The organism is Pseudomonas sp. Larv2_ips (assembly GCF_963879675.1).
GTDB lineage: Bacteria > Pseudomonadota > Gammaproteobacteria > Pseudomonadales > Pseudomonadaceae > Aquipseudomonas.
In genome coordinates this window covers 89,564-113,806 of record NZ_CAWOAW010000037.1, presented here as the reverse complement: position 1 = coordinate 113,806, position 24,243 = coordinate 89,564, and the positions used below count along the sequence as shown (strand labels likewise).

21 protein-coding genes are annotated in these 24,243 nt (G+C 59.6%); 9 read left to right on the top strand and 12 right to left on the bottom strand.

Features of this window, described 5'->3' with window-relative positions; all coding sequences use genetic code 11:
• Positions 1-340: 340 nt before the first annotated feature.
• The 8 genes from AACV02_RS29105 to AACV02_RS29070 all read right to left on the bottom strand — a co-directional run bounded on the left by AACV02_RS29105 (position 341) and on the right by AACV02_RS29070 (position 9,166).
• The gene (locus AACV02_RS29105; protein ID WP_119736274.1) at positions 341-1,078 is read right to left on the bottom strand and encodes a secretin N-terminal domain-containing protein; all 738 of its coding nucleotides are present in this window, start codon (positions 1,076-1,078) and stop codon (positions 341-343) included.
• Positions 1,079-1,308: 230 nt separating this feature from the next.
• Complete coding sequence (locus tag AACV02_RS29100) at positions 1,309-1,731, bottom strand: GNAT family N-acetyltransferase (RefSeq protein WP_106579869.1); 423 nt, start codon at positions 1,729-1,731, stop codon at positions 1,309-1,311.
• A complete protein-coding gene (locus AACV02_RS29095) occupies positions 1,724-2,890 on the bottom strand; it encodes a ribosomal protein uL16 3-hydroxylase (RefSeq protein ID WP_119736271.1) in 1,167 nt (388 codons plus the stop codon). Before AACV02_RS29095 ends, AACV02_RS29100 begins: the two co-directional genes overlap by 8 nt.
• A gap of 84 nt (positions 2,891-2,974) precedes the next feature.
• The gene (gene purB, locus AACV02_RS29090; RefSeq protein WP_119736269.1) at positions 2,975-4,345 is read right to left on the bottom strand and encodes an adenylosuccinate lyase; all 1,371 of its coding nucleotides are present in this window, start codon (positions 4,343-4,345) and stop codon (positions 2,975-2,977) included.
• A gap of 124 nt (positions 4,346-4,469) precedes the next feature.
• Positions 4,470-5,093 carry a high frequency lysogenization protein HflD gene (gene hflD, locus AACV02_RS29085; RefSeq protein ID WP_119736267.1) on the bottom strand — a complete coding sequence of 208 codons (624 nt, stop codon included), beginning with the start codon at positions 5,091-5,093 and terminating at the stop codon, positions 4,470-4,472.
• Complete coding sequence (gene mnmA, locus AACV02_RS29080) at positions 5,090-6,214, bottom strand: tRNA 2-thiouridine(34) synthase MnmA (protein ID WP_106579866.1); 1,125 nt, start codon at positions 6,212-6,214, stop codon at positions 5,090-5,092. Before mnmA ends, hflD begins: the two co-directional genes overlap by 4 nt.
• A gap of 59 nt (positions 6,215-6,273) precedes the next feature.
• On the bottom strand, positions 6,274-6,720 hold the full coding sequence (locus AACV02_RS29075) for an NUDIX hydrolase (protein ID WP_119736265.1): 447 nt from the start codon (positions 6,718-6,720) through the stop codon (positions 6,274-6,276).
• A 220-nt stretch (positions 6,721-6,940) separates the two neighbouring features.
• Complete coding sequence (locus AACV02_RS29070) at positions 6,941-9,166, bottom strand: NADP-dependent isocitrate dehydrogenase (protein WP_119736263.1); 2,226 nt, start codon at positions 9,164-9,166, stop codon at positions 6,941-6,943.
• Positions 9,167-9,659: 493 nt separating this feature from the next.
• On the opposite strand from AACV02_RS29070, the gene icd reads away from it, so the two are divergent.
• Entirely contained in the window at positions 9,660-10,916 is a 1,257-nt protein-coding gene (gene icd / locus AACV02_RS29065) for an NADP-dependent isocitrate dehydrogenase (protein ID WP_028616796.1), read from the top strand.
• A gap of 78 nt (positions 10,917-10,994) precedes the next feature.
• On the opposite strand, the gene cspD is transcribed toward icd, so the two are convergent.
• Positions 10,995-11,306 carry a cold shock domain-containing protein CspD gene (gene cspD / locus AACV02_RS29060; protein WP_119736261.1) on the bottom strand — a complete coding sequence of 104 codons (312 nt, stop codon included), beginning with the start codon at positions 11,304-11,306 and terminating at the stop codon, positions 10,995-10,997.
• Between the two features lie 223 nt (positions 11,307-11,529).
• On the opposite strand from cspD, the gene clpS reads away from it, so the two are divergent.
• Together clpS and clpA are read left to right on the top strand one after the other, a co-directional pair.
• A complete protein-coding gene (clpS, locus tag AACV02_RS29055; protein ID WP_005789091.1) occupies positions 11,530-11,898 on the top strand; it encodes an ATP-dependent Clp protease adapter ClpS in 369 nt (122 codons plus the stop codon).
• Positions 11,899-11,927: 29 nt separating this feature from the next.
• Positions 11,928-14,198 carry an ATP-dependent Clp protease ATP-binding subunit ClpA gene (clpA, locus tag AACV02_RS29050; protein ID WP_106579861.1) on the top strand — a complete coding sequence of 757 codons (2,271 nt, stop codon included), beginning with the start codon at positions 11,928-11,930 and terminating at the stop codon, positions 14,196-14,198.
• A 239-nt stretch (positions 14,199-14,437) separates the two neighbouring features.
• Here the strand turns inward: clpA and infA are convergent, their stop codons facing one another.
• The 3 genes from infA to aat form a co-directional block, all read right to left on the bottom strand.
• The gene (infA, locus tag AACV02_RS29045; RefSeq protein WP_002553999.1) at positions 14,438-14,656 is read right to left on the bottom strand and encodes a translation initiation factor IF-1; all 219 of its coding nucleotides are present in this window, start codon (positions 14,654-14,656) and stop codon (positions 14,438-14,440) included.
• A gap of 100 nt (positions 14,657-14,756) precedes the next feature.
• The gene (locus AACV02_RS29040; RefSeq protein WP_106579860.1) at positions 14,757-15,464 is read right to left on the bottom strand and encodes an arginyltransferase; all 708 of its coding nucleotides are present in this window, start codon (positions 15,462-15,464) and stop codon (positions 14,757-14,759) included.
• A gap of 56 nt (positions 15,465-15,520) precedes the next feature.
• A complete protein-coding gene (gene aat, locus AACV02_RS29035) occupies positions 15,521-16,201 on the bottom strand; it encodes a leucyl/phenylalanyl-tRNA--protein transferase (RefSeq protein ID WP_119736259.1) in 681 nt (226 codons plus the stop codon).
• A 498-nt stretch (positions 16,202-16,699) separates the two neighbouring features.
• Between aat and AACV02_RS29030 the strand changes: the two genes are divergently transcribed.
• Genes AACV02_RS29030 through cysG form a run of 6 tightly spaced genes read left to right on the top strand, consistent with a single transcriptional unit; the run spans position 16,700 to position 24,201 of the window.
• Positions 16,700-19,108, top strand: a complete 2,409-nt coding sequence (locus AACV02_RS29030; protein ID WP_106579858.1) for a DNA translocase FtsK — start codon at positions 16,700-16,702, stop codon at positions 19,106-19,108.
• A gap of 54 nt (positions 19,109-19,162) precedes the next feature.
• On the top strand, positions 19,163-19,786 hold the full coding sequence (gene lolA, locus AACV02_RS29025) for an outer membrane lipoprotein chaperone LolA (protein ID WP_106579857.1): 624 nt from the start codon (positions 19,163-19,165) through the stop codon (positions 19,784-19,786).
• A 27-nt stretch (positions 19,787-19,813) separates the two neighbouring features.
• Positions 19,814-21,136 (top strand): replication-associated recombination protein A, encoded by a 1,323-nt coding sequence (locus AACV02_RS29020; protein WP_106579856.1) that lies wholly within the window; start codon positions 19,814-19,816, stop codon positions 21,134-21,136.
• The gene (crcB, locus tag AACV02_RS29015) at positions 21,136-21,510 is read left to right on the top strand and encodes a fluoride efflux transporter CrcB (RefSeq protein ID WP_034098661.1); all 375 of its coding nucleotides are present in this window, start codon (positions 21,136-21,138) and stop codon (positions 21,508-21,510) included. Before AACV02_RS29020 ends, crcB begins: the two co-directional genes overlap by 1 nt.
• Before the next feature lie 15 nt (positions 21,511-21,525).
• Positions 21,526-22,806, top strand: coding sequence for a serine--tRNA ligase (serS, locus tag AACV02_RS29010; RefSeq protein WP_106579855.1), 1,281 nt, complete (start codon positions 21,526-21,528; stop codon positions 22,804-22,806).
• A complete protein-coding gene (gene cysG / locus AACV02_RS29005) occupies positions 22,807-24,201 on the top strand; it encodes a siroheme synthase CysG (protein WP_119736257.1) in 1,395 nt (464 codons plus the stop codon).
• The last annotated feature ends 42 nt before the right edge of the window (positions 24,202-24,243 follow it).

Genomic DNA, 24,243 nt, shown 5'->3' with positions numbered 1-24,243 from the left:
AGTTGAGCAGGTAAGGGCGAACTGTGAACGGTCTTCGGGCATCGTGGGCCTTGGTACGATTCGTCAGTGTGTAGCCGGGTTACCTGGTTAGCTTCCGTCCCTCGGGACAACTTCGTTCCAGTCGCAACCTCGTCAAACACACCTTGTGGGCGGTACAGACACGAATCGGCTCAGGTGGGTAGCTTAGAGCGGCGATCCGAAGGCCCTTGCCAGGGCCCCTGATTAGCGGGAGCGAGGCCATCATGCACAGGCTTTTTTGGATCGTCAAATGTTTTGTAGTGCTTTTTTTAAAGCACTACATCTTTAGTCCAAGGCGACTTATCAGTCAGTTTTTGGTGCTTTAGTTCAAGGTGTCGACCTTGACCCGTAAAGTCAGGTCATCACGGCCTTGAGTAGAGTAATTGAGGGTTGTAGAGGATTTGTCGGCCTGGGTCTCTCGGTTGATGCCGGCCAGGGGGATCCACTCGCCCAACCTGCCGCTGACAGTTGTGTCGGTACTTTGAACGTTCACTACATCGGGACGTTCCTGGCTCATGCGGTCACGGTTGGTACTGATGGCCAGGTGCACGGTCTCGCCGGTGACGCTGGCGGTGACGTAAAAGCCTTGGGTGACGTTGCGATACTGGGTCTGGTTTTGCGGGCGGCCATAGGCGTCGGGCTGAGTAGTGGTCAGCGGTACGCTCTGGCCAACCTGGATCAAAGCGGGCACGCCCTCACTGGCCTGAATCTGCTGGATGCCGCCGTCGCGGCTGGCAGTGCCGTAGCTGATGATGCGCGTTTGGCTGTCACCGGTGTTTTGCTGGTTGTTTTCATTGGTGTCGACGGTAATCAGCAGGCGCTTGGCGGGTGTGTCCAGCTGCGCGAGCAGCGCGCGCAGGTCTTCGATCTTGCCAGGGTCGGCTTTAACGATGAGCTGGTTGCCGTAGGCGCTGACGGTGCCGTCCTTGCCGATGAAGTTCTGCGCCACCGGCAGCAGGTCGGCGCTGGTGCGATTGTTCAGGTTGACGACTGCGGTGTCGGCCACGGCTGAGACGCTGGCGGTCAGGAGGAGGGCGGTGAGCAGGGTGCGTAGGGACATGTCCGTTATCTCTGCGAGTCATTTAGCGTGATAGTGCCAGTTTGTCGGCCTGGCGGGTCGCAAGTTGAATCGTAGACGGCAAAATGCCCTGGCATGGCAGGGCATTTTTGGGTGTTGCTGAAATTGTCTTCGCGAGCAAGCCCGCTCCCACATTCGGCCGCATTCCAAAGGATCTACTTGGTCAAGTGTGGGAGCGGGCTTGCTCGCGAAGGGAGCGACTGGGTTTTGGATCAGCCCCCGCGCACCATGTCCACGTGCGGAATCCCGACTTCAAGAAACTCGTCGCTGACAATCTTGAACCCCAGCCGCTCATAAAACGGCGCCGCATACACCTGCGCGCTGAGGAACTGTTTGGTCTGGCCACGCTTCTCGGCCATGCCAATCACGGCTTCCATCAGCTTGTCGCCAACCTTCAGGCCGCGCCAGTCCTTGAGCACCGATACGCGCCCGATCTCGCCGCTGGGCAGCAGGCGCGCAGTGCCAATTGGAAAATCGCCTTCGAACGCCAGAAAATGCACGGCGTCGGCGTCGTCCGCGTCCCACTCAAGTTCCGGTGGAACCGATTGTTCAGCGATAAACACCGCTTCACGAATGCGCCGTATCTCAGCGATATCCTTTTGCCAGTCCGCGACACTTACGTGAATCTTATTCATCGGCAAATCCCAGGCTTCCTTGCTTGACCAATTCGCACAGCAGGTCGCGACCGTCTTCGTCCGCGAGCCACTCCCCGAGGTTTTCGCTGTGCAGGGCGTCGGCCGAGCACACCAGCTTCAACAGCTCGCGCAGTTTGCCGGGCAGGTAACGGCTCTGGCCGCTGGCGAACAGCAGTACATCGTCATCGACTTCCGACCACGCCATGCGCGCGCTTGGGTTGCGCACCAGGATCGCGCCGCCTTCCAGGCTGTTGACGAAGTCCTCTTCGCCCAATTCTTCGCCCGCCACCAGTTCAGGGTAGCGCGGCTCGGTCATGAACTGGCCAAACCAGGTCAGCAGCATGCGTTCGTCGCTCATGTGCTCGGCCAGCAGGCTCTTCAGGCGGTCCAGCGCGTCACCCTGGATCTGGTGCGGGTCGCTTGCCGGCTGAGCGTCGGCGTCGGTGTAACGCTCCTCGTCTGTCAGGTATTGGCTGAGGAAGTCGGTGAAGTGAGTCAGCACTTCAGCGGCACTTGGCGCGCGAAAGCCAACCGAATAGGTCATGCAGTCATCTTCGGCGATACCGAAGTGTGCCAGGCGCGGCGGCAGGTAGAGCATGTCACCCGATTCCAGCACCCATTCTTCGCTTTGTTCGAACTCGGCAAGGATGCGCAGGTCGGCATGCTGCAGCAGCGGGCTTTCGGAGTTGCACATCTGGCCGATTTTCCAGTTGCGCTTGCCTTGGGCTTGCAGCAGGAACACGTCGTAGTTATCGAAGTGCGGGCCAACGCTGCCGCCAGGTGCGGCAAAGCTGATCATCACATCGTCGATGCGCCAGCTTGGCAGGAAGCGGAAGTGCTCCAGCAACTCGGCGACTTCCGGCACGAACTGATCGACGGCCTGCACCAGCAGGGTCCACTCACGCTCGGGCAGGGTGCTGAAGGCGTCTTCGGCGAATGGGCCGCGACGCAGTTCCCACGGACGCTCGCCGTGTTCGATCACCAGGCGCGATTCAACTTCTTCTTCCAGGGCTAAGCCGGCCAGTTCGTCGGCGTCGATCGGGCTTTCGAAATCAGGGATGGCCTGACGGATAAGCAACGGTTTTTTCTGCCAGTAGTCGCGCAGGAATTCGCGTGCCGTAATGCCGCCCAGAAGTTGAAGAGGAATATCAGGATTCATGTGTAACCTATTGAAAAAAAGCACTTTTAAGACAGGAATAAAAACGCCCGGCGCGGCCGGGCGTCTCAAGAGACCTTGCGCGAATCAGATGCGCTTGGCTTGGGCCACCGCGTTGCCGATGTAGTTGGCCGGGGTGAGCAGTTTCAGCTCGGCCTTGGCGGCGGCTGGCATATCCAGGCCATCGATGAAAGTTTGCAGCGCCTCGGGGCTGATGCCCTTGCCGCGCGTCAATTCTTTGAGCTTCTCGTAAGGGTTTTCGATGTTGTAGCGACGCATCACCGTCTGGATCGGCTCGGCCAACACTTCCCAGCACGCGTCCAGGTCAGCGGCGATTTTCTGCTCGTTGAGCTCAAGCTTGCTGATGCCCTTGAGGCTGGCTTCGTACGCGATCACGCTGTGGGCGAAGCCCACGCCGAGGTTGCGCAGTACGGTGGAGTCGGTCAGGTCGCGCTGCCAGCGGGAGATCGGCAACTTGCTGGCCAGGTGCTGGAACAGGGCGTTGGCGATGCCGAGGTTGCCTTCGGAGTTTTCGAAGTCGATCGGGTTGACCTTGTGCGGCATGGTCGAGGAACCGATTTCACCGGCAATGGTGCGCTGCTTGAAGTAGCCCAGGGAGATGTAGCCCCAGATATCGCGGTCGAAGTCGATCAGGATGGTGTTGAAGCGCGCAATCGCGTCGAACAGTTCGGCGATATAGTCGTGCGGTTCGATCTGCGTGGTGTACGGGTTGAAGCCCAGGCCCAGCTCGTCTTCGATGAACGCGCGGGCATTTTCTTCCCAGTCGATTTCCGGGTAGGCAGAGAGGTGGGCGTTGTAGTTGCCCACGGCGCCGTTGATTTTGCCCAGCAGCGGTACGGCGGCGACTTGAGCGATCTGGCGCTCCAGGCGGTACACCACGTTGGCCAGTTCTTTACCCAGCGTGGTCGGCGAAGCCGGCTGACCGTGGGTGCGCGACAGCATCGGCACGTCGGCAAAACGGATCGCCAGTTCGCGGATGGCGTTGGCGGTTTGGCGCATCAGCGGCAGCATCACGTCATCACGGCCTTCGCGCAGCATCAGGGCGTGGGACAGGTTGTTGATGTCCTCGCTGGTGCAGGCAAAGTGGATGAACTCGCTGACCTTGGCCAGTTCCGGCAGCTTGGCCGCTTGCTCTTTGAGCAGGTATTCGATGGCTTTAACGTCGTGGTTGGTGGTGCGCTCGATCTCTTTCACACGCTCGGCGTGCTCCAGAGCGAAGTTTTCCGCCAGGGCGTTCAGCACCGCGTTGGCTTCGGCGGAGAACGCCGGCACTTCGCTGATGCCAGGGTGAGCGGCCAGGCGCTGGAGCCAGCGCACTTCAACCAGAACACGAGCACGGATCAAGCCGTATTCGCTGAAAATAGGGCGCAGGGCCTGGGTTTTGCCGGCGTAGCGGCCGTCAACAGGGGAAACCGCAGTGAGCGAAGAAAGCTGCATGGGGTGTTCTCGGACAGTCGGGCAACGAAATGGGGCGCGTATCATACATGAAAAAATCCGCCGGTCCGTTGCCAACTGACCGGCGTATTACGCGTGAGGCGATAAAAATCCTGGTTGCTGCGACTTATTCGTTGCGCATCAACGGGTAAAGCTCTTTGAGCAATTTGCGTCGGCTGATCACCAGCTGCCAGCGATGACCACCCAACTGGCGCCACAACCGTGCCGAACGGATACCGGCCAGGAGCAGGGCGCGGATTTTCGAGGCGTTGTTCGGTTGCTGCAGGTTACGCATGTCGCCGTGCACCTGGATGCGTTGGCGCAAGGTGCTCAAGGTGTCCTGGTACAGCGCACCGCAGGCTGCGATCACGTTTTCGTGGGCCGGGCCAAAGTGCTCGACCTGGGATTGGATCTGCGGCAGGCGCTTGCCGATGGTCTCGAGCATGTCGTCACGCTTGGCCAATTGGCGCTCAAGGCCGAGCATCGACAGGGCGTAGCGCAGGGGTTCGCGCTGCAAGGTGCTCGGGTCGCGCTCCAGCGCGCCGATCAGCGCGCAATAGCCTTCGCGCAGCGCCAGGTCGTCGCCACCATAGACTTCCAGGGTGTCCTTGGGGTCGCGGATCAGCAGGCTGCCAAGCATGCAGGTCAGGCCTGCCTCGGTGACCTGGCCGGTCTTGGCGATCTTGTCGACCAGTACCGCAGCGAGGAAAACCCCGCCGAGTGCAGTCAATTGCTCCTGGGTCGGGCTCATGCCGGGTTGCTCCAGGGTTCGGCAACTTCAATCACACCGCCCCCCAGGCAAATTTCGCCGTCATAAAACACCACGGACTGGCCAGGCGTGACCGCGCGTTGCGGGTCATCGAACGTGGCGCGATAGCCACTGGCAGTCTTTTCCAGGGTGCAAGGCTGGTCGCTCTGGCGATAGCGCACCTTGGCGGTCAGGCGGCGCGGCGTGCTCAAGTCGATCGGGTTGACCCAATAGATTTCCGAGGCCAGCAGCGCACCCGAGAACAGCAGCGGGTGTTCATTGCCCTGGCCAACGATCAGCACATTGTTTTCCAGGTCCTTGACCAGCACGTACCACGGTTCTTCACCTGCGTCTTTCAAGCCGCCGATGCCCAGGCCCTGGCGCTGGCCGATGGTGTGGTACATCAGGCCGTGGTGGCGGCCGATGACATCACCTTCGGTGGTTTTGATGTCGCCCGGTTGTGCCGGCAGGTACTGCTTGAGGAAGTCGCTGAAGCGGCGCTCGCCGATAAAGCAGATGCCGGTGGAGTCCTTTTTCTTGGCGGTAGCCAGGCCGTGTTTCTCGGCGATCTTGCGCACTTCGGGTTTTTCCAGCTCGCCCACCGGGAACAGAGTCTTGGCGATCTGTTCGCCGCCGACGGCGTGCAGGAAGTAACTCTGGTCCTTGTTCGGGTCCAGGCCTTTGAGCAGTTCGGTGCGGTCATCCACGTCGCGACGGCGCACGTAGTGGCCGGTAGCGATCAGGTCGGCACCAAGGATCATGGCGTAGTCGAGGAACGCCTTGAACTTGATTTCGCGGTTGCACAGGATGTCCGGGTTCGGCGTGCGGCCGGCCTTGTATTCGGCCAGGAAGTGCTCGAACACGTTGTCCCAGTACTCGGCGGCGAAATTGGCGGTGTGCAACTTGATGCCGATCTTGTCGCACACGGCCTGGGCGTCCGCGAGGTCGTCCATGGCGGTGCAATATTCCGTTCCATCGTCTTCTTCCCAGTTCTTCATGAACAGGCCTTCCACCTCATAACCCTGCTCCATGAGCAGAACGGCGGAAACGGAAGAATCCACGCCGCCGGACATACCGACGATGACGCGCTTCTTTTGTGTGTCAGAAGGGGCTGGATCACGCATAGGATTTCAACGGGTGTCTTTAAAAAGGACGCGATTCTAGCAGGCTCGCGTCCGCAAGGCTAAAGAGAAGGGCGGATCAGTTCCAGACTGTGGCGCTGGCCGCTCAAATAATCATCGATGCAACGGATGATCAACTCGCTGCGCCAGTCGTCGCGCAGGGCCATCAGCTCGTCGCGGGTCAGCCAGCGGGCGCGGACGATGCCGTCGTCCAGTTGATAGTCCGGGTGATGTTTCAGCGCCTTGGCGGTGAAGCAGACGCGCTGGTAGGTCACGCCATTGCTGGGCGCGGTGTACAGGTAGATCCCGACAATGCCGGTGGCCTCGACGTCCCAGCCGGTTTCTTCGAGGGTTTCGCGAACGGCGGCTTCAGTCAGGGTTTCGTTCGGTTCCAGATGGCCGGCGGGCTGGTTGAGCACGGCGCGGCCGCCTTTGAGTTCCTCGACCATCAGGAAGCGGCCGTTGTCTTCGACGAGGGTGGCGACGGTGATGTGGGGTTGCCAGGTCATGGGAGGCCTCGATTCAAGATATGACGCGGTGTTTGGGCGCGATGGCGGTCAGTGTAGGAGGGGGCTTGCCCCCGATGACGGTATATCGGTTACCAATAGCTCGACTGATCCATCGCTATCGGGGGCAAGCCCCTTCCCACATGTGATCCGGTTTCTTGCGTTGAACGGTAGAAACAGAAACCCCGGCACGGGGCCGGGGCTTCTTTGCATCCTTACAACCTTACTTCAACTTGGCAATTGCCGCGTTGAGGGTGTTGCTTGGGCGCATGGCTTTGCTGGTCAGTTCTGGGTTCGGCGCGTAGTAGCCGCCGATGTCCACTGGCTTGCCCTGTACGGCGTTCAGCTCGGCAACAATAGTCGCCTCGTTGTCGCTCAGGGTTTTGGCCAGTTCGCCGAACTGCGCTTGCAGTGCAGTGTCTTCGGTCTGGGCAGCCAGGGCTTGAGCCCAGTACAGCGCCAGGTAGAAGTGGCTGCCGCGGTTGTCGATGTTGCCGACTTTGCGCGATGGCGACTTGTTGTTGTCGAGGAACTGGCCAGTGGCCTGGTCCAGGGTCTTGGACAGCACCAGGGCTTTCGGGTTGTTGTAAGTGACACCCAAATGCTCAAGCGACGCTGCCAGGGCCAGGAACTCGCCCAGGGAATCCCAGCGCAGGAAGTTCTCTTCAACCAGCTGCTGCACGTGTTTCGGAGCCGAACCGCCGGCGCCGGTTTCGAACAGGCCACCGCCGTTCATCAGCGGCACGATCGACAGCATCTTGGCGCTGGTGCCCAGTTCCATGATCGGGAACAGGTCGGTCAGGTAGTCGCGCAGTACGTTGCCGGTCACCGAGATGGTGTCCAGGCCCTTGCGGGTGCGCTCCAGGGTGAACTTCATCGCGTCGACAGGCGACATGATGCGGATGTCCAGGCCGTCGGTGTTGTGGTCTTTCAGGTAGGCCTGAACTTTCTCGACCACCACGCCGTCGTGAGCACGCTTAGGGTCCAGCCAGAAAATGGCCGGGGTGTTGCTGGCGCGGGCACGGTTGACGGCCAGTTTGACCCAGTCCTGGATCGGCGCGTCTTTGGTCTGGCACATGCGGAAGATGTCGCCGGCTTCAACAGCCTGTTCCATCAGCAGGTTGCCCTTGCTGTCGGCGATGCGGACAACGCCGTCAGCCTTGATCTGGAAAGTCTTGTCGTGGGAGCCGTACTCTTCGGCTTTTTTCGCCATCAGGCCAACGTTTGGCACGCTGCCCATGGTGGTTGGGTCGAAAGCGCCATTGGCCTTGCAGTCTTCGATGACGGCTTGGTAGATGGTGGCGTAGCAGCGATCCGGGATCACCGCCTTGGTGTCGTGCAACTGGCCGTCGGTGCCCCACATCTTGCCGGAGTCACGGATCATGGCCGGCATCGAGGCGTCGACGATGACGTCGCTCGGCACGTGCAGGTTGGTGATGCCTTTGTCGGAGTTGACCATCGCCAAAGAAGGGCGAGCGGCGTAGACCGCCTGAATGTCAGCTTCGATCTGCGCCTGTTGCTCGGCAGGCAGGGCCTTGATGCGAGCGTACAGGTCGCCGATGCCGTTGTTCAGGTTGAAGCCGATCTGTTCCAGCACGGCAGCGTGCTTGGTCAGGGCGTCTTTGTAGAACTCGGCAACGATCTGGCCGAACATGATCGGGTCGGAGACCTTCATCATGGTGGCTTTGAGGTGAACCGACAGCAGCACGCCTTGTTTCTTGGCATCTTCGATTTCGGCGGCGATGAACGCGCGCAGGGCTTTTTTGCTCAGCACGGCGGTATCAATGATTTCGCCGGCTTGTACCGAAGTCTTTTCTTTCAGCACGGTGGCGGTGCCGTCTTTGGCAACCAGCTCGATCTTCACCGCGTCAGCGGCTTCGATCTGTACGGCTTTTTCGCTGCCGTAGAAGTCGCCGTTGCTCATGTGAGCGACGTGCGACTTGGAGTCTGCAGCCCAAGCGCCCATTTTGTGCGGGTGCTTGCGTGCGTAGTTCTTGACCGACAGCGGCGCGCGGCGGTCAGAGTTGCCTTCGCGCAGTACCGGGTTCACGGCGCTGCCCTTGACCTTGTCGTAACGTGCACGGGTTTCTTTTTCCGCGTCGGTGGTTACGGTTTCCGGGTAGTCCGGCAGGGCGTAGCCCTGGGCCTGCAGCTCCTTGATCGCAGCTTGCAGCTGCGGGGTCGAGGCGCTGATGTTAGGCAGCTTGATGATGTTGGCTTCAGGCGTGACGGCCAGGTCGCCCAGTTCGGCGAGGTGGTCCGGGATAGCCTTGGTGCCCAGTTGCTCGGGGAAGCTTGCGAGGATGCGCGCGGCGAGGGAAATGTCGCGGGTTTCCACAGCAATATCAGCGGAAGCGGTGAAGGCCTCTACGATAGGCAGCAATGAATAGGTGGCGAGGGCTGGGGCTTCGTCGGTGAAGGTGTAGATGATCTTCGAGCGGGTGGGCATATTCGGATTAACTCTCTTCTTTGCTGAAAGCGTGCGCAGAAACTCGAGATGCGCCGGGTGGAGCGCGTTCGTTCAAAGTCATCCATGAGCGAAATGTCGAGGTTTCTTCGCGGTGATGTTGGGTTGCATCAGTCGAGCGTCAAGCGGGTGGACTATTGTAATAGTCCTGCTTTCTGGCTGAAGGCTACTGTCTAGAGCGGTCAGCTGTCGTGACTCTTGGGTCAGCGGCGGCATTATACATAGGTCGCTATGCTTACGCCGAGCCTTCATACAAAAGGTGCGTCGTCCATTGGTCTAAAGGTCGCAGGTTGCCAGGTGCTACTAACGTCGTACGATGTGCTCAAGATTGGCGATTTTGCCTTTGCTTTCAGGCTTGTAGGCGACCAAATATGCTGTTTTCGATGCAAATGAGCGTGGCGTGAGGTTTCAGTCGCCCTATATCTGGAGTAGGCTCGAACGCAGCCAGATGTTCAATCCATAGATGGAGTTCAGCATGGGATACAAGAAGATTCAGGTTCCGGCAGTCGGCGACAAAATCACCGTCAATGCAGACCATTCTCTCAATGTTCCTGACCAACCGATCATCCCTTATATAGAAGGCGACGGTATTGGCGTCGACATCAGCCCAGTGATGATCAAGGTGGTCGACGCCGCTGTTGAAAAGGCTTACGGCGGCAAGCGCAAAATCTCCTGGATGGAGGTTTACGCCGGCGAGAAAGCCACTCAAGTCTACGATCAGGACACCTGGCTGCCCCAGGAAACCCTGGATGCGGTCAAGGATTACGTGGTGTCCATCAAAGGGCCCCTGACCACGCCGGTCGGCGGTGGCATTCGTTCGTTGAACGTGGCCCTGCGTCAACAACTCGACCTGTATGTGTGCCTGCGCCCGGTGCGCTGGTTTGAAGGGGTGCCCAGCCCGGTCAAGAAGCCTGGCGATGTGGATATGACGATCTTTCGTGAGAACTCCGAAGATATTTACGCCGGCATCGAGTGGAAGGCCGGCTCGCCGGAAGCGATCAAGGTGATCAAGTTTCTCAAGGAAGAAATGGGCGTCACCAAGATCCGCTTCGACCAGGATTGCGGGATTGGCGTCAAGCCGGTCTCCAAAGAGGGCACTAAACGTCTGGCGCGTAAGGCCCTGCAATATGTGGTGGATAACGACCGTGATTCGCTGACCATCGTGCACAAGGGCAACATCATGAAGTTCACCGAGGGCGCCTTCAAGGAGTGGGCCTACGAAGTGGCCGCTGAAGAATTTGGCGCGACGTTGCTCGACGGCGGGCCGTGGATGCAGTTCAAAAACCCGAAAACCGGCAAGAACGTGGTGGTCAAGGACGCCATCGCCGATGCGATGCTTCAGCAAATTTTGCTGCGTCCGGCCGAATATGACGTGATCGCGACCCTCAACCTGAACGGTGACTACCTTTCCGATGCCCTGGCGGCGGAAGTAGGGGGGATTGGTATTGCGCCGGGGGCCAACCTCTCCGATACCGTGGCGATGTTCGAGGCCACCCACGGCACGGCGCCCAAGTATGCGGGCAAGGACCAGGTCAACCCGGGCTCATTGATTCTGTCGGCGGAAATGATGCTGCGCCATATGGGCTGGACCGAAGCGGCCGACTTGATCATCAAGGGCACCAATGGTGCGATTTCGGCCAAGACCGTGACCTATGACTTCGAGCGCTTGATGGACGGCGCGACGCTGGTGTCGTCATCGGGCTTTGGTGATGCGTTGATTTCGCATATGTAAATTACGCGCCATAAAAAACCGGCCATTCTGAAGTCTCGGAATGGCCGGTTTTTTTGAGGCACTTGCTGAAAAAACTGATCAGGCCGTTTGCTTCTTTTTCGATTGAGTGGGCTGATCTGTCTTGAGCTTCTTTTCGTGCATTTCTTCAGGTGGCAGCGCCTCTGTTTGCGCCTCAGCCGCCGAGATTGCAACGGCGTGCAGTCCCTTGGGCCCCTGAATGGTTTCAAATGTCACTGCTTGGCCCGCTTTCAGCGTCTTGTACCCGTCCATGGTAATCGCTGAATAATGCGCAAAGAGATCTTCTTCGGGTTTTCCTTCTGCATTTATGAAACCGTAGCCTTTGGCATTGTTAAACCATTTGACCTTGCCATTGATCTTGACGCCAGACATACCATATCCCTCTGCACCAGACTCCATCACTGGAGTATCATCCAGTTTATCCGTCCTAACCCGAATAAATAAGGTTGACTGCGCGGACCTTTTTTACCCACTGTGGGCTCTATTGGTTGTAACACTGATTCGCCGATAGTCAAGGCGACCATTGGGTCAGAGTTGAAATTCTGACAGGTCGCCCCCATCACTGTACTTGAACCACTGACGAACCTTTCTTTCCATGCATGCAAACAGCCAGATTCGACTAACATTCAATCAGGATCGCCCGGATCAGGAACATGACGACGACGGTTCTGCGGGCATTGCTGTTCAGGAAGCGAAGCCTGCCTTACAGGCGCCGCCGATGTACAAGGTGGTTTTGTTCAATGATGACTACACACCGATGGATTTCGTGGTCGAAGTACTCGAGGTGTTTTTTAACCTGAACCGCGAGTTGGCGACCAAGGTAATGCTGGCCGTTCACACAGAAGGACGGGCAGTATGTGGAGTGTTTACCCGCGACATCGCCGAGACAAAGGCCATGCAGGTCAACCAGTACGCCAGGGAAAGCCAGCATCCGCTACTCTGTGAAATCGAGAAGGACGGTTAACGCCGACCACTTGGGTATGAGGTGAAGCTATGTTAAACCGCGAGCTCGAAGTCACCCTCAATCTTGCCTTCAAGGAGGCCCGTTCGAAGCGTCATGAATTCATGACCGTCGAGCACCTGCTGCTGGCACTTTTGGATAACGAAGCTGCCGCCACCGTTCTACGTGCGTGCGGCGCCAACCTCGACAAACTCAAGCATGACCTGCAGGAGTTTATCGACTCCACTACGCCACTGATCCCCGTGCATGACGAGGACCGCGAAACCCAGCCAACCCTGGGCTTCCAGCGGGTCTTGCAGCGTGCGGTATTCCACGTCCAGAGCTCCGGCAAGCGTGAAGTCACAGGCGCCAATGTGCTTGTGGCTATCTTCAGCGAACAGGAAAGCCAGGCAGTGTTTCTGCTCAAGCAGCAGAGCGTTGCGCGTATTGATGTCGTCAACTACATCGCCCACGGTATCTCCAAAGTGCCAGGGCACGGCGATCATTCCGAGGGTGAGCAGGATATGCAGGACGACGAGGGCGGTGAGTCTTCTTCTTCAAGCAACCCGCTGGATGCCTATGCCAGCAACCTCAACGAGTTGGCGCGCCAGGGGCGGATCGACCCGCTGGTGGGCCGCGAGCTTGAAGTTGAGCGCGTAGCGCAGATCCTCGCGCGTCGTCGCAAAAACAACCCATTGCTGGTGGGCGAGGCGGGCGTGGGTAAAACCGCGATTGCTGAAGGCCTGGCCAAGCGAATTGTCGATAACCAAGTGCCTGACCTGCTGGCCAACAGTGTCGTCTACTCCCTTGACCTGGGCGCGTTGCTCGCCGGGACCAAGTACCGTGGCGACTTCGAGAAGCGCTTCAAGGCGCTGCTCGGTGAGCTGAAAAAGCGCCCGCAAGCCATCCTGTTTATCGATGAGATCCACACCATCATTGGTGCCGGTGCGGCTTCCGGTGGGGTGATGGACGCCTCCAACCTGCTCAAACCGTTGCTGTCGTCGGGTGATATCCGTTGCATCGGTTCGACCACGTTCCAGGAATTTCGCGGAATCTTCGAGAAAGACCGTGCCTTGGCGCGTCGCTTCCAGAAAGTCGACGTGTCCGAGCCTTCGGTTGAAGACACTATCGGCATCCTGCGCGGGCTCAAGGGGCGTTTCGAAGCGCACCATGGCATCGAGTACACCGATGAGGCGCTGCGCGCAGCGGCTGAACTGGCGTCGCGCTACATCAATGACCGGCATATGCCGGATAAAGCCATCGACGTGATCGACGAAGCGGGCGCCTACCAGCGCCTGCAACCTGTCGAGAAGCGCGTGAAGCGCATCGACGTGCCTCAGGTTGAGGACATCGTGGCGAAGATCGCGCGGATTCCGCCAAAACACGTCACCAGCTCCGACAAGGAGCTGCTGCGTAACCTGGAACGTGACCTCAAGCTCACCGTGTTCGGCCAGGACGCGGCCATCGACTCGCTGTCTACCGCGATCAAGCTGTCGCGTGCGGGCCTCAAGTCGCCGGACAAGCCGGTCGGTTCGTTCCTGTTCGCAGGCCCTACCGGCGTCGGCAAGACCGAGGCGGCGCGGCAGTTGGCCAAGGCCATGGGCATTGAGCTGGTGCGCTTTGACATGTCCGAATACATGGAGCGCCACACGGTGTCGCGCCTGATCGGTGCGCCTCCAGGCTACGTCGGTTTCGACCAGGGCGGTCTGTTGACCGAGGCGATCACCAAGCAGCCGCATTGTGTGTTGCTGCTCGATGAAATCGAGAAGGCCCACCCGGAAGTCTTCAACCTGCTGCTGCAGGTCATGGATCACGGGACCCTGACTGATAACAACGGGCGCAAAGCAGACTTCCGCAACGTGATCGTGATCATGACCACCAACGCCGGTGCTGAAACCGCCGCGCGGGCTTCGATTGGCTTTACGCATCAGGATCACTCCTCTGATGCGATGGAAGTGATCAAGAAAAGCTTCACGCCGGAATTCCGCAACCGCCTGGACACCATTATCCAGTTTGGTCGCCTCAGCCATGAGGTCATCAAAAGCGTGGTGGACAAGTTCCTTACCGAGCTTCAAGCGCAGTTGGAAGACAAGCGCGTGCAGTTGGATGTAACGGACGCGGCACGCAATTGGCTGGCGGAGGGTGGTTACGATGCGGCAATGGGCGCTCGCCCAATGGCACGTCTGATCCAGGACAAGATCAAGCGGCCACTGGCCGAAGAGATCCTGTTCGGCGAGCTTTCCGACCATGGTGGCGTGGTGCATATCGATCTGAAGGACGGCGAGCTGACCTTCGATTTCGAAACCACGGCCGAAATGGCCTGATATCGCTGACCGCAACAAAGCAAAAAGGCGCCTAAGGGCGCCTTTTTGCTGTCTGTCTCAAACGCTGAGGATCAATTGTGGGAGCTGGCTCGCCTGCGATCGGATAGATCAGTCAGCGACGTGCTTACTGTGATTACGCTATCGGCGGTAAGCCAACTCCCTTATTAATCTCGCGCGTCTGGATAGACAGCGCACACACAAAAACGCCCGGCAGAACCGGGCGTTTTGTATTGACTTGATTAACGAGCGCGGTAAGTGATGCGCCCTTTGCTCAAGTCATAGGGCGTCAGCTCAACGCGCACCTTGTCACCGGTAAGAATACGAATGTAGTTCTTGCGCATCTTGCCGGAGATATGCGCGGTTACGACGTGCCCATTTTCCAACTCCACACGAAACATGGTGTTGGGCAGGGTGTCGACGACAGTGCCTTCCATTTCGAAGCTGTCTTCTTTCGACATGCAGTAAAGCCCTCGGTATCCAGTGAATGGCCCGGTGCAACTGCGCCAGGCAAAAGCGGCGTGCATTGTGCCCGAAAAAGGGTGTTTAAGCCAAGGGGTTCTAGTTAAGCGTGACCCATCTTTGATTAATAAGTAGCTCAATGGGCCGATATTGGGTCTTGTAGTTCATCTTTTTGCAGTTTTTTATCCAGTAACCGAGGTACACCGCCTCCAGTTCCAGACGCAAGGCTTCGCCGATTTGCCACAAAATTGCAAAGCGTCCCAGGCTGCGACGTTCTTCACCTGGCTCGTAGAACGTATACACCGCCGACAGGCCGTTAGGCAGCAGATCGGTGACGGCCACCGCGAGCAGGCGTCCGTCCAGGCGAAACTCATAGAACCGAGAAAACGGCAGGTCACGCACCAGGAACGTCGAAAACTGATCGCGACTGGGTGGGAACATGTCACCGTCGGCATGGCGTTGTTCGATGTAGCGCTGGTAGAGGTCGAAATATTCTTCGCTGTACTGCGGCTTGGTGGCAGTCACCGTCAGGTCGGCATTGCGCTTGAGGATGCGTTTCTGGTTACGGTCCGGCAAAAACTGCGCAGCCGGGATGCGTGCCGGTACGCAAGCATTGCAGTTCTGGCAATGGGGGCGGTACAGGTGATCGCCGCTGCGCCGAAAACCCATCTCTGACAGGTCGGCGTATACGTGCACGTCCATTGGCTGGCTGGGGTCGAGGAACAGCGTGGTGGCCTGCTCGTCGGGCAGATAGCTGCAAGAGTGGGCTTGAGTGGCATAAAACTTCAAGCGCGCCAGCTCGGTCATGATCAACCCTCGGGATAAGCTTTGAAATAAGTGTAAGCCACGTGTGAGGAAGTCGCCTAGGAAACCCACGGTCCAGAGCTGGGTTGGTCCAAATGGTTACGCAGGAAGGCCGCGAAATCACTGCGCGGTATGGCGCGCGCGCCAAGGCTGTGCAAGTGGTCATTGGGCATCTGGCAGTCGATCAGCACAAAACCCCAGGCCTGCAACTGCCGGGTCAGGGTGGCGAAACCGAATTTCGACGCGTTGTCGGCACGGCTGAACATGGACTCGCCAAAGAACAGTTGGCCCATCGCCAGCCCATACAGACCGCCAACCAGTTCGCCACCATCCCACACTTCCACCGAGTGTGCGTAGCCGCGCTGGTGCAGCTCCAGGTAGGCGTTCTGGATGCCCTCGGTGATCCAGGTGCCATCGGCGTAGCTGCGCGGTGCGGCGCACGCCTGGATGACGGCAGCGAAGTCCTGGTCGAACGTCACGCTGTAACGCTGCTGACGCAGCAGTTTGCCGAGGCTGCGCGAGACATGCAGTTCGTCGGGGAATATCACGGTGCGCGGGTCGGGTGACCACCAAAGAATCGGTTGCCCTTGCGAGAACCATGGAAAGCAGCCATGCCGGTAAGCCTGGATCAGGCGTTCGGCCGACAGGTCGCCACCGGCGGCAAGCAGGCCATTGGGTTCGCGCATGGCCTTGGCCAGCGGCGGAAAAGTCAGGGAGTCGCGTTGTAACCAGGTCAGCATGGCATCCAGGCTTACGGAAGGGGAGGGGAGTGGCAGGCGGGTTGCCGGCCGCAGCAACGGTGATTATTGTCGACACAGCGCTGTGGGGCCAGCCCGAATCGGGTATCGGCGAGGATTAGCGTGAGCGCGTGTTTCTGCAACTCTGTGCTCGAGTCGCGGTCGTAATCGGGTCCAGACAATGCAGGCCATTTGCCAAGCTTGCCTGAATTGCTAAAAACAGCTCATAAGCCTTTGTCAGCAAAGACAATGCATGCTCAAATTGAACATGCTGTGACACTTCATTTGTCTATGCTGCTCAGTGATGGGCAAGGGCGTGGCATCGCGGGCGCAAACCCGTACAATGCGGCCATTGTGGCGTTATCGCCATTTCACCCTTTCATCACCCAGTGTTAAAAGTAGATTCAGCGACGTTCGTTCATTTTTCAGCCGCTCGGATTGAGCGGTAGTGTGCAGTCATTCAACAGATGGACGCGCTAAAGGCGCAGGAAAAGACCCGTTTTGAAGAAATCCGCCGCAACACCTAAAGCAGCAGTCGTGCCGGCCTGGCGCCAGCACCTGCACTACCGACTCAAGGAAGGGGCGCTGATCGCCATTGGCGCCCTGTGCCTGTTCCTGATGATGGCCTTGCTGACCTATGGCAAGGACGATCCAGGCTGGAGCCACAACAGCAAGATCGAAGACGTGCAGAACTTCGGTGGACCTGCCGGTTCCTACAGCGCCGACATTCTGTTCATGGTGCTGGGTTACTTCGCGTACATCTTCCCGTTGTTGCTGGCGATCAAGACCTGGCAGATCTTCCGCCAGCGCCACGAGCCGTGGCAGTGGAGCGGCTGGCTGTTCTCCTGGCGTTTGATCGGCCTGGTGTTTCTGGTGCTGTCCGGTGCGGCCCTGGCGCACATCCACTTTCATGCGCCCACCGGTTTGCCGGCGGGCGCGGGCGGTGCGCTGGGCGAGAGCCTTGGCGACCTGGCGCGCAAGAGCCTGAATATCCAGGGCAGCACCTTGATGTTCATCGCGCTGTTCCTGTTCGGCCTGACGGTGTTCACCGACCTGTCGTGGTTCAAGGTGATGGACGTCACCGGCAAGATCACCCTTGACCTGCTCGAATTGTTCCAGGGTGCGGCCAACCGCTGGTGGTCGGCGCGCGTTGATCGCAAACGCATGGTTGCACAGCTGCGCGAGGTGGACACCCGCGTCAACGAAGTGGTGGCCCCAAGCACACCGGACCGACGCGAACAGGCCAAGGTCAAGGAGCGCCTGATCGAGCGCGAGCAGGCACTGAGCAAGCACATGTCGGACCGCGAGAAGCAGGTGCCGCCGGTGATCGCCCCAGCGCCGCCCAAGGCTCCCGAGCCGAGCCATCGCGTACAGAAAGAGAAACAGGCGCCGTTGTTTATCGACAGCGCCGTGGAAGGCACCTTGCCGCCGATCTCGATTCTCGACCCGGCCGAAAAGAAACAACTCAATTATTCCCCGGAGTCCCTGGCGGCCGTCGGCCATCTGCTGGAAATCAAACTCAAGGAATTCGGCGTCGAAGTTTCCGTCGACTCGATCCACCCGGGCCCGGTTATTACCCGTTACGAAATCCAGCCCGCCGCCGGCGTCAAGGTCAGCCGCATTTCCAACCTGGCCAAAGACTTGGCCCGCTCCCTGGCGGTGACCAGTGTGCGTGTGGTGGAAGTGATCCCCGGCAAGACCACCGTGGGCATCGAGATTCCCAATGAAGACCGGCAGATCGTGCGCTTCTCCGAAGTGCTGTCGACGCCGGAATACGACAACTTCAAATCGCCGGTCACCTTGGCCTTGGGCCATGACATCGGCGGCAAGCCGGTGATCACCGACCTGGCGAAAATGCCGCACTTGCTGGTGGCCGGTACCACCGGTTCCGGTAAGTCGGTGGGCGTGAACGCGATGATCCTGTCGATCCTGTTCAAATCTGGCCCGGATGACGCCAAGCTGATCATGATCGACCCGAAGATGTTGGAATTGTCGATCTACGAAGGCATTCCGCACCTGCTCTGCCCGGTGGTCACCGACATGAAGGACGCCGCCAACGCCTTGCGCTGGAGCGTGGCCGAGATGGAGCGCCGCTACAAACTGATGGCGAAGATGGGCGTACGAAATCTGTCGGGCTTCAACGCCAAGGTCAAGGAAGCCCAGGACGCCGGCACGCCGCTGACCGACCCACTGTACAAGCGCGAAAATATCCACGACGAAGCGCCGCTGCTGACCAAGCTGCCGACCATCGTGGTCGTGGTCGACGAGTTTGCCGACATGATGATGATCGTCGGCAAGAAGGTTGAAGAGCTGATCGCACGTATCGCTCAGAAAGCCCGGGCGGCCGGTATTCACTTGATCCTCGCGACCCAGCGGCCATCGGTGGACGTGATCACGGGTCTGATCAAGGCCAACATCCCGACGCGCATGGCGTTCCAGGTTTCCAGCAAAATCGACTCGCGCACCATCATCGACCAGGGCGGCGCCGAGCAACTGTTGGGTCACGGTGACATGCTCTACATGCCGCCCGGCACCAGCCTGCCGATCCGGGTTCACGGCGCGTTCGTTTCCGACGACGAAGTACACCGCGTGGTGGAAGCCTGGAAACTGCGCGGCGCGCCGGAATACAACGACGACATCCTCGCCGGTGTCGAAGAGGCCGGCAGCGGCTTCGACGGTGGCAGCAGCGGTGGTGACGACGACGCCGAAACCGACGCGCTGTACGACGAAGCCGTGGCGTTCGTGCTTGAAAGTCGCCGTGCCTCGATCTCTGCGGTGCAGCGCAAACTGAAAATCGGCTACAACCGCGCCGCCCGCATGATCGAAGCCATGGAAAACGCTGGCGTCGTGACCGCCATGAACACCAACGGCTCGCGCGAAGTCATCGCCCCCGGGCAGATGCGCGACTGATCTCGTGCCGCGTGGCAGCACGCGGCTCGCCTTAACGACTCAATGAGGACTCCCATGCGTCTTATCCGCATGCTGTTGTTGCCGGCCCTGGCCCTGACTGCTGTTTCGGCCCACGCTGATCCGGCCTCCGTGGCCAGCCTGACCAACCTGTTGGACAAATCCAAGACCCTGACGGCGCGCTTCTCCCAGCTGACCCTGGATGGTGGCGGCACCCAGCTGCAGGAAACCGCCGGTGAAATGGCCGTACAGCGCCCTGGCCTGTTCTACTGGAAAACCGACGCGCCGAACGAGCAGACCATCGTCTCCGACGGCCAGAAAGTGACCTTGTGGGACCCGGACCTGGAGCAGGCGACCATCAAAAAGCTCGACCCGCGTTTGAACCAGACCCCGGCGCTGCTGCTGTCGGGCGATGTGTCGAAAATCAGCGACAGTTTTGATATCACCTCCAAGCAAACCAGCAACGTGATTGAGTTCACCCTCAAGCCCAAGTCCAAGGACACGCTGTTTGACAGCCTGCAACTGTCGTTTGGCAATGGCGTGATCAACAACATGCGCCTGATCGACAGCGTTGGTCAGCGCACCGATATCCTGTTCTCCGCGGTCAAGGCCAACGGCGTCGTGGATGCCTCCAAGTTCAAGTTCGTCATCCCCAAGGGTGCCGACGTGATCCAGGAATAAACTGTTTAGAGGTTTCAAGCGCTGCCCATGGATTTGTTTCGAAGTGACCCGATTGCTCAACCCTTGGCCGCGCGTTTGCGTTCGACCAACCTGGACGAGTACGTCGGGCAAGAACACCTGCTCGCTCGCGGCAAGCCATTGCGCGAAGCCCTGGAGCAGGGTGCGCTGCACTCGATGATTTTCTGGGGACCGCCAGGCGTGGGTAAAACCACCCTGGCGCGCTTGCTGGCGAAGGTCTCGGATGCGCACTTCGAAACGGTTTCGGCGGTGTTGGCCGGGGTCAAGGAGATCCGTCAGGCGGTTGAGGTGGCCAAGCAGCAGGCCGGGCAATACGGCAAGCGCACCATCCTGTTCGTTGATGAGGTGCACCGCTTCAACAAGTCGCAGCAGGATGCGTTTTTGCCGTATGTCGAAGACGGCACGCTGATTTTTATCGGCGCCACCACCGAAAACCCATCGTTTGAACTCAACAACGCGCTGCTATCGCGGGCGCGGGTCTATGTGCTCAAGAGCCTGGACGAAGCCGCGATGCGCAAGCTGTTGCAGCGTGCATTGAGCGAAGACAAGGGCTTGGGCAAACGCCAGCTCAGCCTCAGCGACGAAGGCTTCAAGATTTTGATGAGCGCCGCCGATGGCGACGGTCGGCGCTTTCTCAACCTGCTGGAGAACGCGTCGGATCTGGCCGAAGACCACAGCGAGATCGGCGTCGACCTCCTGCAGAGCCTGCTGGGCGACACTCGCCGGCGCTTTGACAAGGGGGGCGAAGCCTTCTACGACCAGATCTCGGCGCTGCACAAATCCGTACGCGGCTCCAACCCCGACGGCGCGCTGTATTGGTTTGCGCGCATGATCGACGGCGGCTGCGACCCGCTGTACCTGGCGCGCCGTGTGGTGCGCATGGCCAGCGAAGACATCGGCAATGCCGACCCGCGCGCGCTGAGCCTGTGCCTCGCCGCCTGGGAAGTGCAGGAGCGCCTCGGCAGCCCGGAAGGCGAGTTGGCGGTGGCGCAGGCCATCACTTACTTGGCCTGCGCTCCCAAGAGCAACGCCGTTTACATGGGCTTCAAGTCGGCCCTGCGCGCTGCGGCCGAACACGGCTCGCTGGAAGTGCCGTTGCACCTGCGCAACGCCCCGACCAAGCTGATGAAACAACTGGGCTACGGTGACGAATACCGCTATGCCCATGACGAGCCGGACGCCTACGCCGCCGGTGAAGACTATTTTCCCGATGAGCTTGAGCCGCAGCCGTTCTACCAGCCGGTGCCCCGTGGGCTGGAGCTGAAGATTGGTGAAAAGCTCAATCACCTCGCCCAACTCGATCGCCTCAGCCCCAAACAGCGGAGAAAGTAGTGCTCAAGACCATTCTTGCCGTGTCCGTAGCCGGCATCGCTGGTACATTATTGCGTTTCGCCACCGGTACGTGGGTGAGCGCCAACTGGCCCAAGCATTTTTATGCGGCGACCCTGGCGGTCAACCTGGTGGGCTGCTTGATCATCGGGCTGTTGTACGGCTGGTTCCTGTTGCGCCCGGAAGTGCCGATTGAGATTCGCGCCGGCTTGATTGTCGGCTTTGTAGGCGGTCTGACGACCTTTTCATCCTTTTCACTGGATACGCTGCGCCTGCTGGAAAGCGGGCAAGCCCTGGTCGCCTTCGGCTACTTGGGCATCAGCGTGTTCGGCGGGCTGCTCGCCACCTGGGCTGGCCTGTCCTTGACCAAACTTTGATAACGAGAGACCGACATGCTCGATTCCAAACTGTTACGTAGCAACCTTCAGGACGTAGCGGACCGCCTGGCATCCCGTGGCTTTGCCTTGGATGTTGCGCGCATCGAAGCGCTGGAAGAACAGCGCAAGACCGTCCAGACCCGCACCGAAGCACTGCAGGCTGAACGCAATGCGCGCTCCAAATCCATCGGTCAGGCCAAGCAGCGCGGTGAAGACATCGCGCCGCTGATGGCGGACGTCGAGCGTATGGGCACCGAGCTGTCCGACGGCAAAGTCGAGCTGGAAGGCATTCAGAGCGAGCTGGACTCGATCCTGCTGGGCATCCCCAATCTGCCGCACGAATCCGTGCCGATTGGCGAAGACGAAGACGGCAACGTCGAGGTGCGCCGCTGGGGCACGCCTAAGGCCTTTGATTTCGAGATCAAGGACCACGTTGCGCTCGGTGAGCTGACCGGTGGCCTGGATTTTGAAACCGCCGCCAAAATGTCCGGCGCGCGCTTTGCCTTGCTGCGCGGTCCTATCGCGCGCATGCACCGTGCCCTGGCGCAATTCATGATCAACCTGCACACCGGCGAGCACGGCTACGAAGAAGCCTACACCCCGTACCTGGTGCAGGCGCCGGCGCTGATGGGCACCAGCCAGCTGCCGAAATTCGAAGAAGACCTGTTCAAGATCAGCCGCGACGGCGAAGCCGACCTGTACCTGATCCCGACGGCCGAAGTGTCGCTGACCAACATCGTCGCGGGCGAAATCCTCGATGCCAAGCAGCTGCCGATCAAGTTCGTGGCCCACAGCCCGTGCTTTCGCAGTGAAGCCGGCGCTTCGGGGCGTGACACGCGCGGCATGATTCGCCAGCACCAGTTCGACAAAGTCGAGATGGTGCAAGTGGTCGAGCCGTCGACCTCGATGGAAGCCCTGGAAGGCCTGACCGCCAATGCCGAACGCGTGCTGCAACTGCTGGAGCTGCCGTACCGCGTCTTGGCGCTGTGCACTGGCGACATGGGTTTCAGTGCCGTGAAAACCTACGACCTCGAAGTGTGGGTACCGAGCCAGGACAAATACCGCGAGATTTCGTCGTGCTCCAACTGCGGTGATTTCCAGGCCCGTCGCATGCAGGCGCGTTTCCGCAACCCGGAAACCGGCAAGCCGGAGCTGGTACACACCCTCAACGGTTCGGGCCTGGCCGTAGGCCGTACGCTCGTAGCCGTGCTGGAAAACTACCAGCAGGCCGACGGTTCCATCCGCGTGCCGGAAGTGCTCAAGCCGTACATGGGCGGCGTTGAGGTCATCGGCTAAATGGAATTTCTGCCGCTGTTTCATAACCTGCGCGGCAGTCGTGTGTTGGTCGTCGGTGGTGGGGAGATTGCCTTGCGCAAATCCCGGCTGCTGGCCGACGCCGGTGCGTTGCTGCGGGTGGTTGCTCCCCAGATCGAAGACCAGTTGCGTGAACTGGTGCTGGGCAGTGGCGGGGAACTGATTTTGCGCGGTTATCAGGAGCCAGACCTCGACGGTTGCACCCTGATCATCGCCGCGACCGATGACGAACCACTGAACGCGCAAGTGTCCAGTGATGCCAAGCGTCGCTGCGTGCCGGTCAACGTGGTGGACGCGCCAGCCTTGTGCAGCGTGATCTTCCCGGCGATTGTCGACCGTTCGCCCTTGGTGATTGCAGTGTCCAGTGGCGGCGATGCGCCGGTACTGGCGCGCTTGATCCGCGCCAAGCTGGAGACCTGGATTCCGTCCACCTATGGCCAATTGGCCGGGTTGGCGGCGCGTTTTCGTGCTCAGGTCAAAGGTTTGTATCCGGATGTGCAGCAGCGTCGCGCGTTCTGGGAAGAAGTTTTCCAGGGCCCGATTGCCGACCGCCAGTTGGCCGGGCAGGGCGATGAAGCCGAGCGCCTGCTGATCGAAAAGGTCAACGGGAAACCGCCACATGCGCCGGGCGAAGTTTACTTGGTGGGCGCAGGCCCGGGTGATCCGGACCTGCTGACCTTCCGCGCCTTGCGCCTGATGCAGCAAGCCGACGTGGTGCTGTACGACCGCTTGGTGGCGCCGGCCATTCTGGAACTGTGCCGTCGCGATGCCGAACGGGTTTACGTGGGCAAACGTCGCGCCGATCATGCTGTGCCGCAGGACCAGATCAACCAGCAATTGGTGGACCTGGCCAAGCAAGGCAAGCGTGTACTGCGCCTCAAGGGTGGCGATCCGTTCATCTTTGGCCGTGGTGGTGAAGAGATCGAAGAGTTGGCGGCCCATGGCATTCCGTTTCAGGTGGTGCCGGGTATCACGGCGGCCAGTGGTTGCGCGGCGTATGCCGGAATTCCGCTGACCCATCGCGACTATGCGCAGTCGGTGCGGTTTATCACCGGGCATTTGAAAAACGGCACCTCGGACCTGCCTTGGCATGACCTCGTTGGCCCGTCGCAGACCTTGGTGTTTTACATGGGCTTGATCGGCTTGCCGATTATCTGTGAACAGTTGATCAAGCATGGTCGCTCGGCGGATACGCCGGCGGCGTTGATCCAGCAGGGCACCACCTCCAACCAGCGTGTCTTCACCGGCACCCTGGCGGATTTGCCGCGCATGGTGGCGGAGCATGAAGTGCATGCGCCAACACTCGTCATCGTCGGTGAAGTGGTGGTATTGCGCGAAAAGCTGAAGTGGTTCGAAGGCGCACAATCCCAGGTGTGACACCGCCCTTGAGTGCGTGATTTGAGTGTGGCGAGCGGGCTT

What these genes read in the sequence shown, in the direction of transcription:
- AACV02_RS29105 (WP_119736274.1), bottom strand. Translation starts at nt 1,078, where the DNA reads ATGTCCCTACGCACCCTGCTCACCGCCCTCCTCCTGACCGCCAGCGTC.
- AACV02_RS29100 (WP_106579869.1), bottom strand. Translation starts at nt 1,731, where the DNA reads ATGAATAAGATTCACGTAAGTGTCGCGGACTGGCAAAAGGATATCGCT.
- AACV02_RS29095 (WP_119736271.1), bottom strand. Translation starts at nt 2,890, where the DNA reads ATGAATCCTGATATTCCTCTTCAACTTCTGGGCGGCATTACGGCACGC.
- purB (WP_119736269.1), bottom strand. Translation starts at nt 4,345, where the DNA reads ATGCAGCTTTCTTCGCTCACTGCGGTTTCCCCTGTTGACGGCCGCTAC.
- hflD (WP_119736267.1), bottom strand. Translation starts at nt 5,093, where the DNA reads ATGAGCCCGACCCAGGAGCAATTGACTGCACTCGGCGGGGTTTTCCTC.
- mnmA (WP_106579866.1), bottom strand. Translation starts at nt 6,214, where the DNA reads ATGCGTGATCCAGCCCCTTCTGACACACAAAAGAAGCGCGTCATCGTC.
- AACV02_RS29075 (WP_119736265.1), bottom strand. Translation starts at nt 6,720, where the DNA reads ATGACCTGGCAACCCCACATCACCGTCGCCACCCTCGTCGAAGACAAC.
- AACV02_RS29070 (WP_119736263.1), bottom strand. Translation starts at nt 9,166, where the DNA reads ATGCCCACCCGCTCGAAGATCATCTACACCTTCACCGACGAAGCCCCA.
- icd (WP_028616796.1), top strand. Translation starts at nt 9,660, where the DNA reads ATGGGATACAAGAAGATTCAGGTTCCGGCAGTCGGCGACAAAATCACC.
- cspD (WP_119736261.1), bottom strand. Translation starts at nt 11,306, where the DNA reads ATGTCTGGCGTCAAGATCAATGGCAAGGTCAAATGGTTTAACAATGCC.
- clpS (WP_005789091.1), top strand. Translation starts at nt 11,530, where the DNA reads ATGCATGCAAACAGCCAGATTCGACTAACATTCAATCAGGATCGCCCG.
- clpA (WP_106579861.1), top strand. Translation starts at nt 11,928, where the DNA reads ATGTTAAACCGCGAGCTCGAAGTCACCCTCAATCTTGCCTTCAAGGAG.
- infA (WP_002553999.1), bottom strand. Translation starts at nt 14,656, where the DNA reads ATGTCGAAAGAAGACAGCTTCGAAATGGAAGGCACTGTCGTCGACACC.
- AACV02_RS29040 (WP_106579860.1), bottom strand. Translation starts at nt 15,464, where the DNA reads ATGACCGAGCTGGCGCGCTTGAAGTTTTATGCCACTCAAGCCCACTCT.
- aat (WP_119736259.1), bottom strand. Translation starts at nt 16,201, where the DNA reads ATGCTGACCTGGTTACAACGCGACTCCCTGACTTTTCCGCCGCTGGCC.
- lolA (WP_106579857.1), top strand. Translation starts at nt 19,163, where the DNA reads ATGCGTCTTATCCGCATGCTGTTGTTGCCGGCCCTGGCCCTGACTGCT.
- AACV02_RS29020 (WP_106579856.1), top strand. Translation starts at nt 19,814, where the DNA reads ATGGATTTGTTTCGAAGTGACCCGATTGCTCAACCCTTGGCCGCGCGT.
- serS (WP_106579855.1), top strand. Translation starts at nt 21,526, where the DNA reads ATGCTCGATTCCAAACTGTTACGTAGCAACCTTCAGGACGTAGCGGAC.
- cysG (WP_119736257.1), top strand. Translation starts at nt 22,807, where the DNA reads ATGGAATTTCTGCCGCTGTTTCATAACCTGCGCGGCAGTCGTGTGTTG.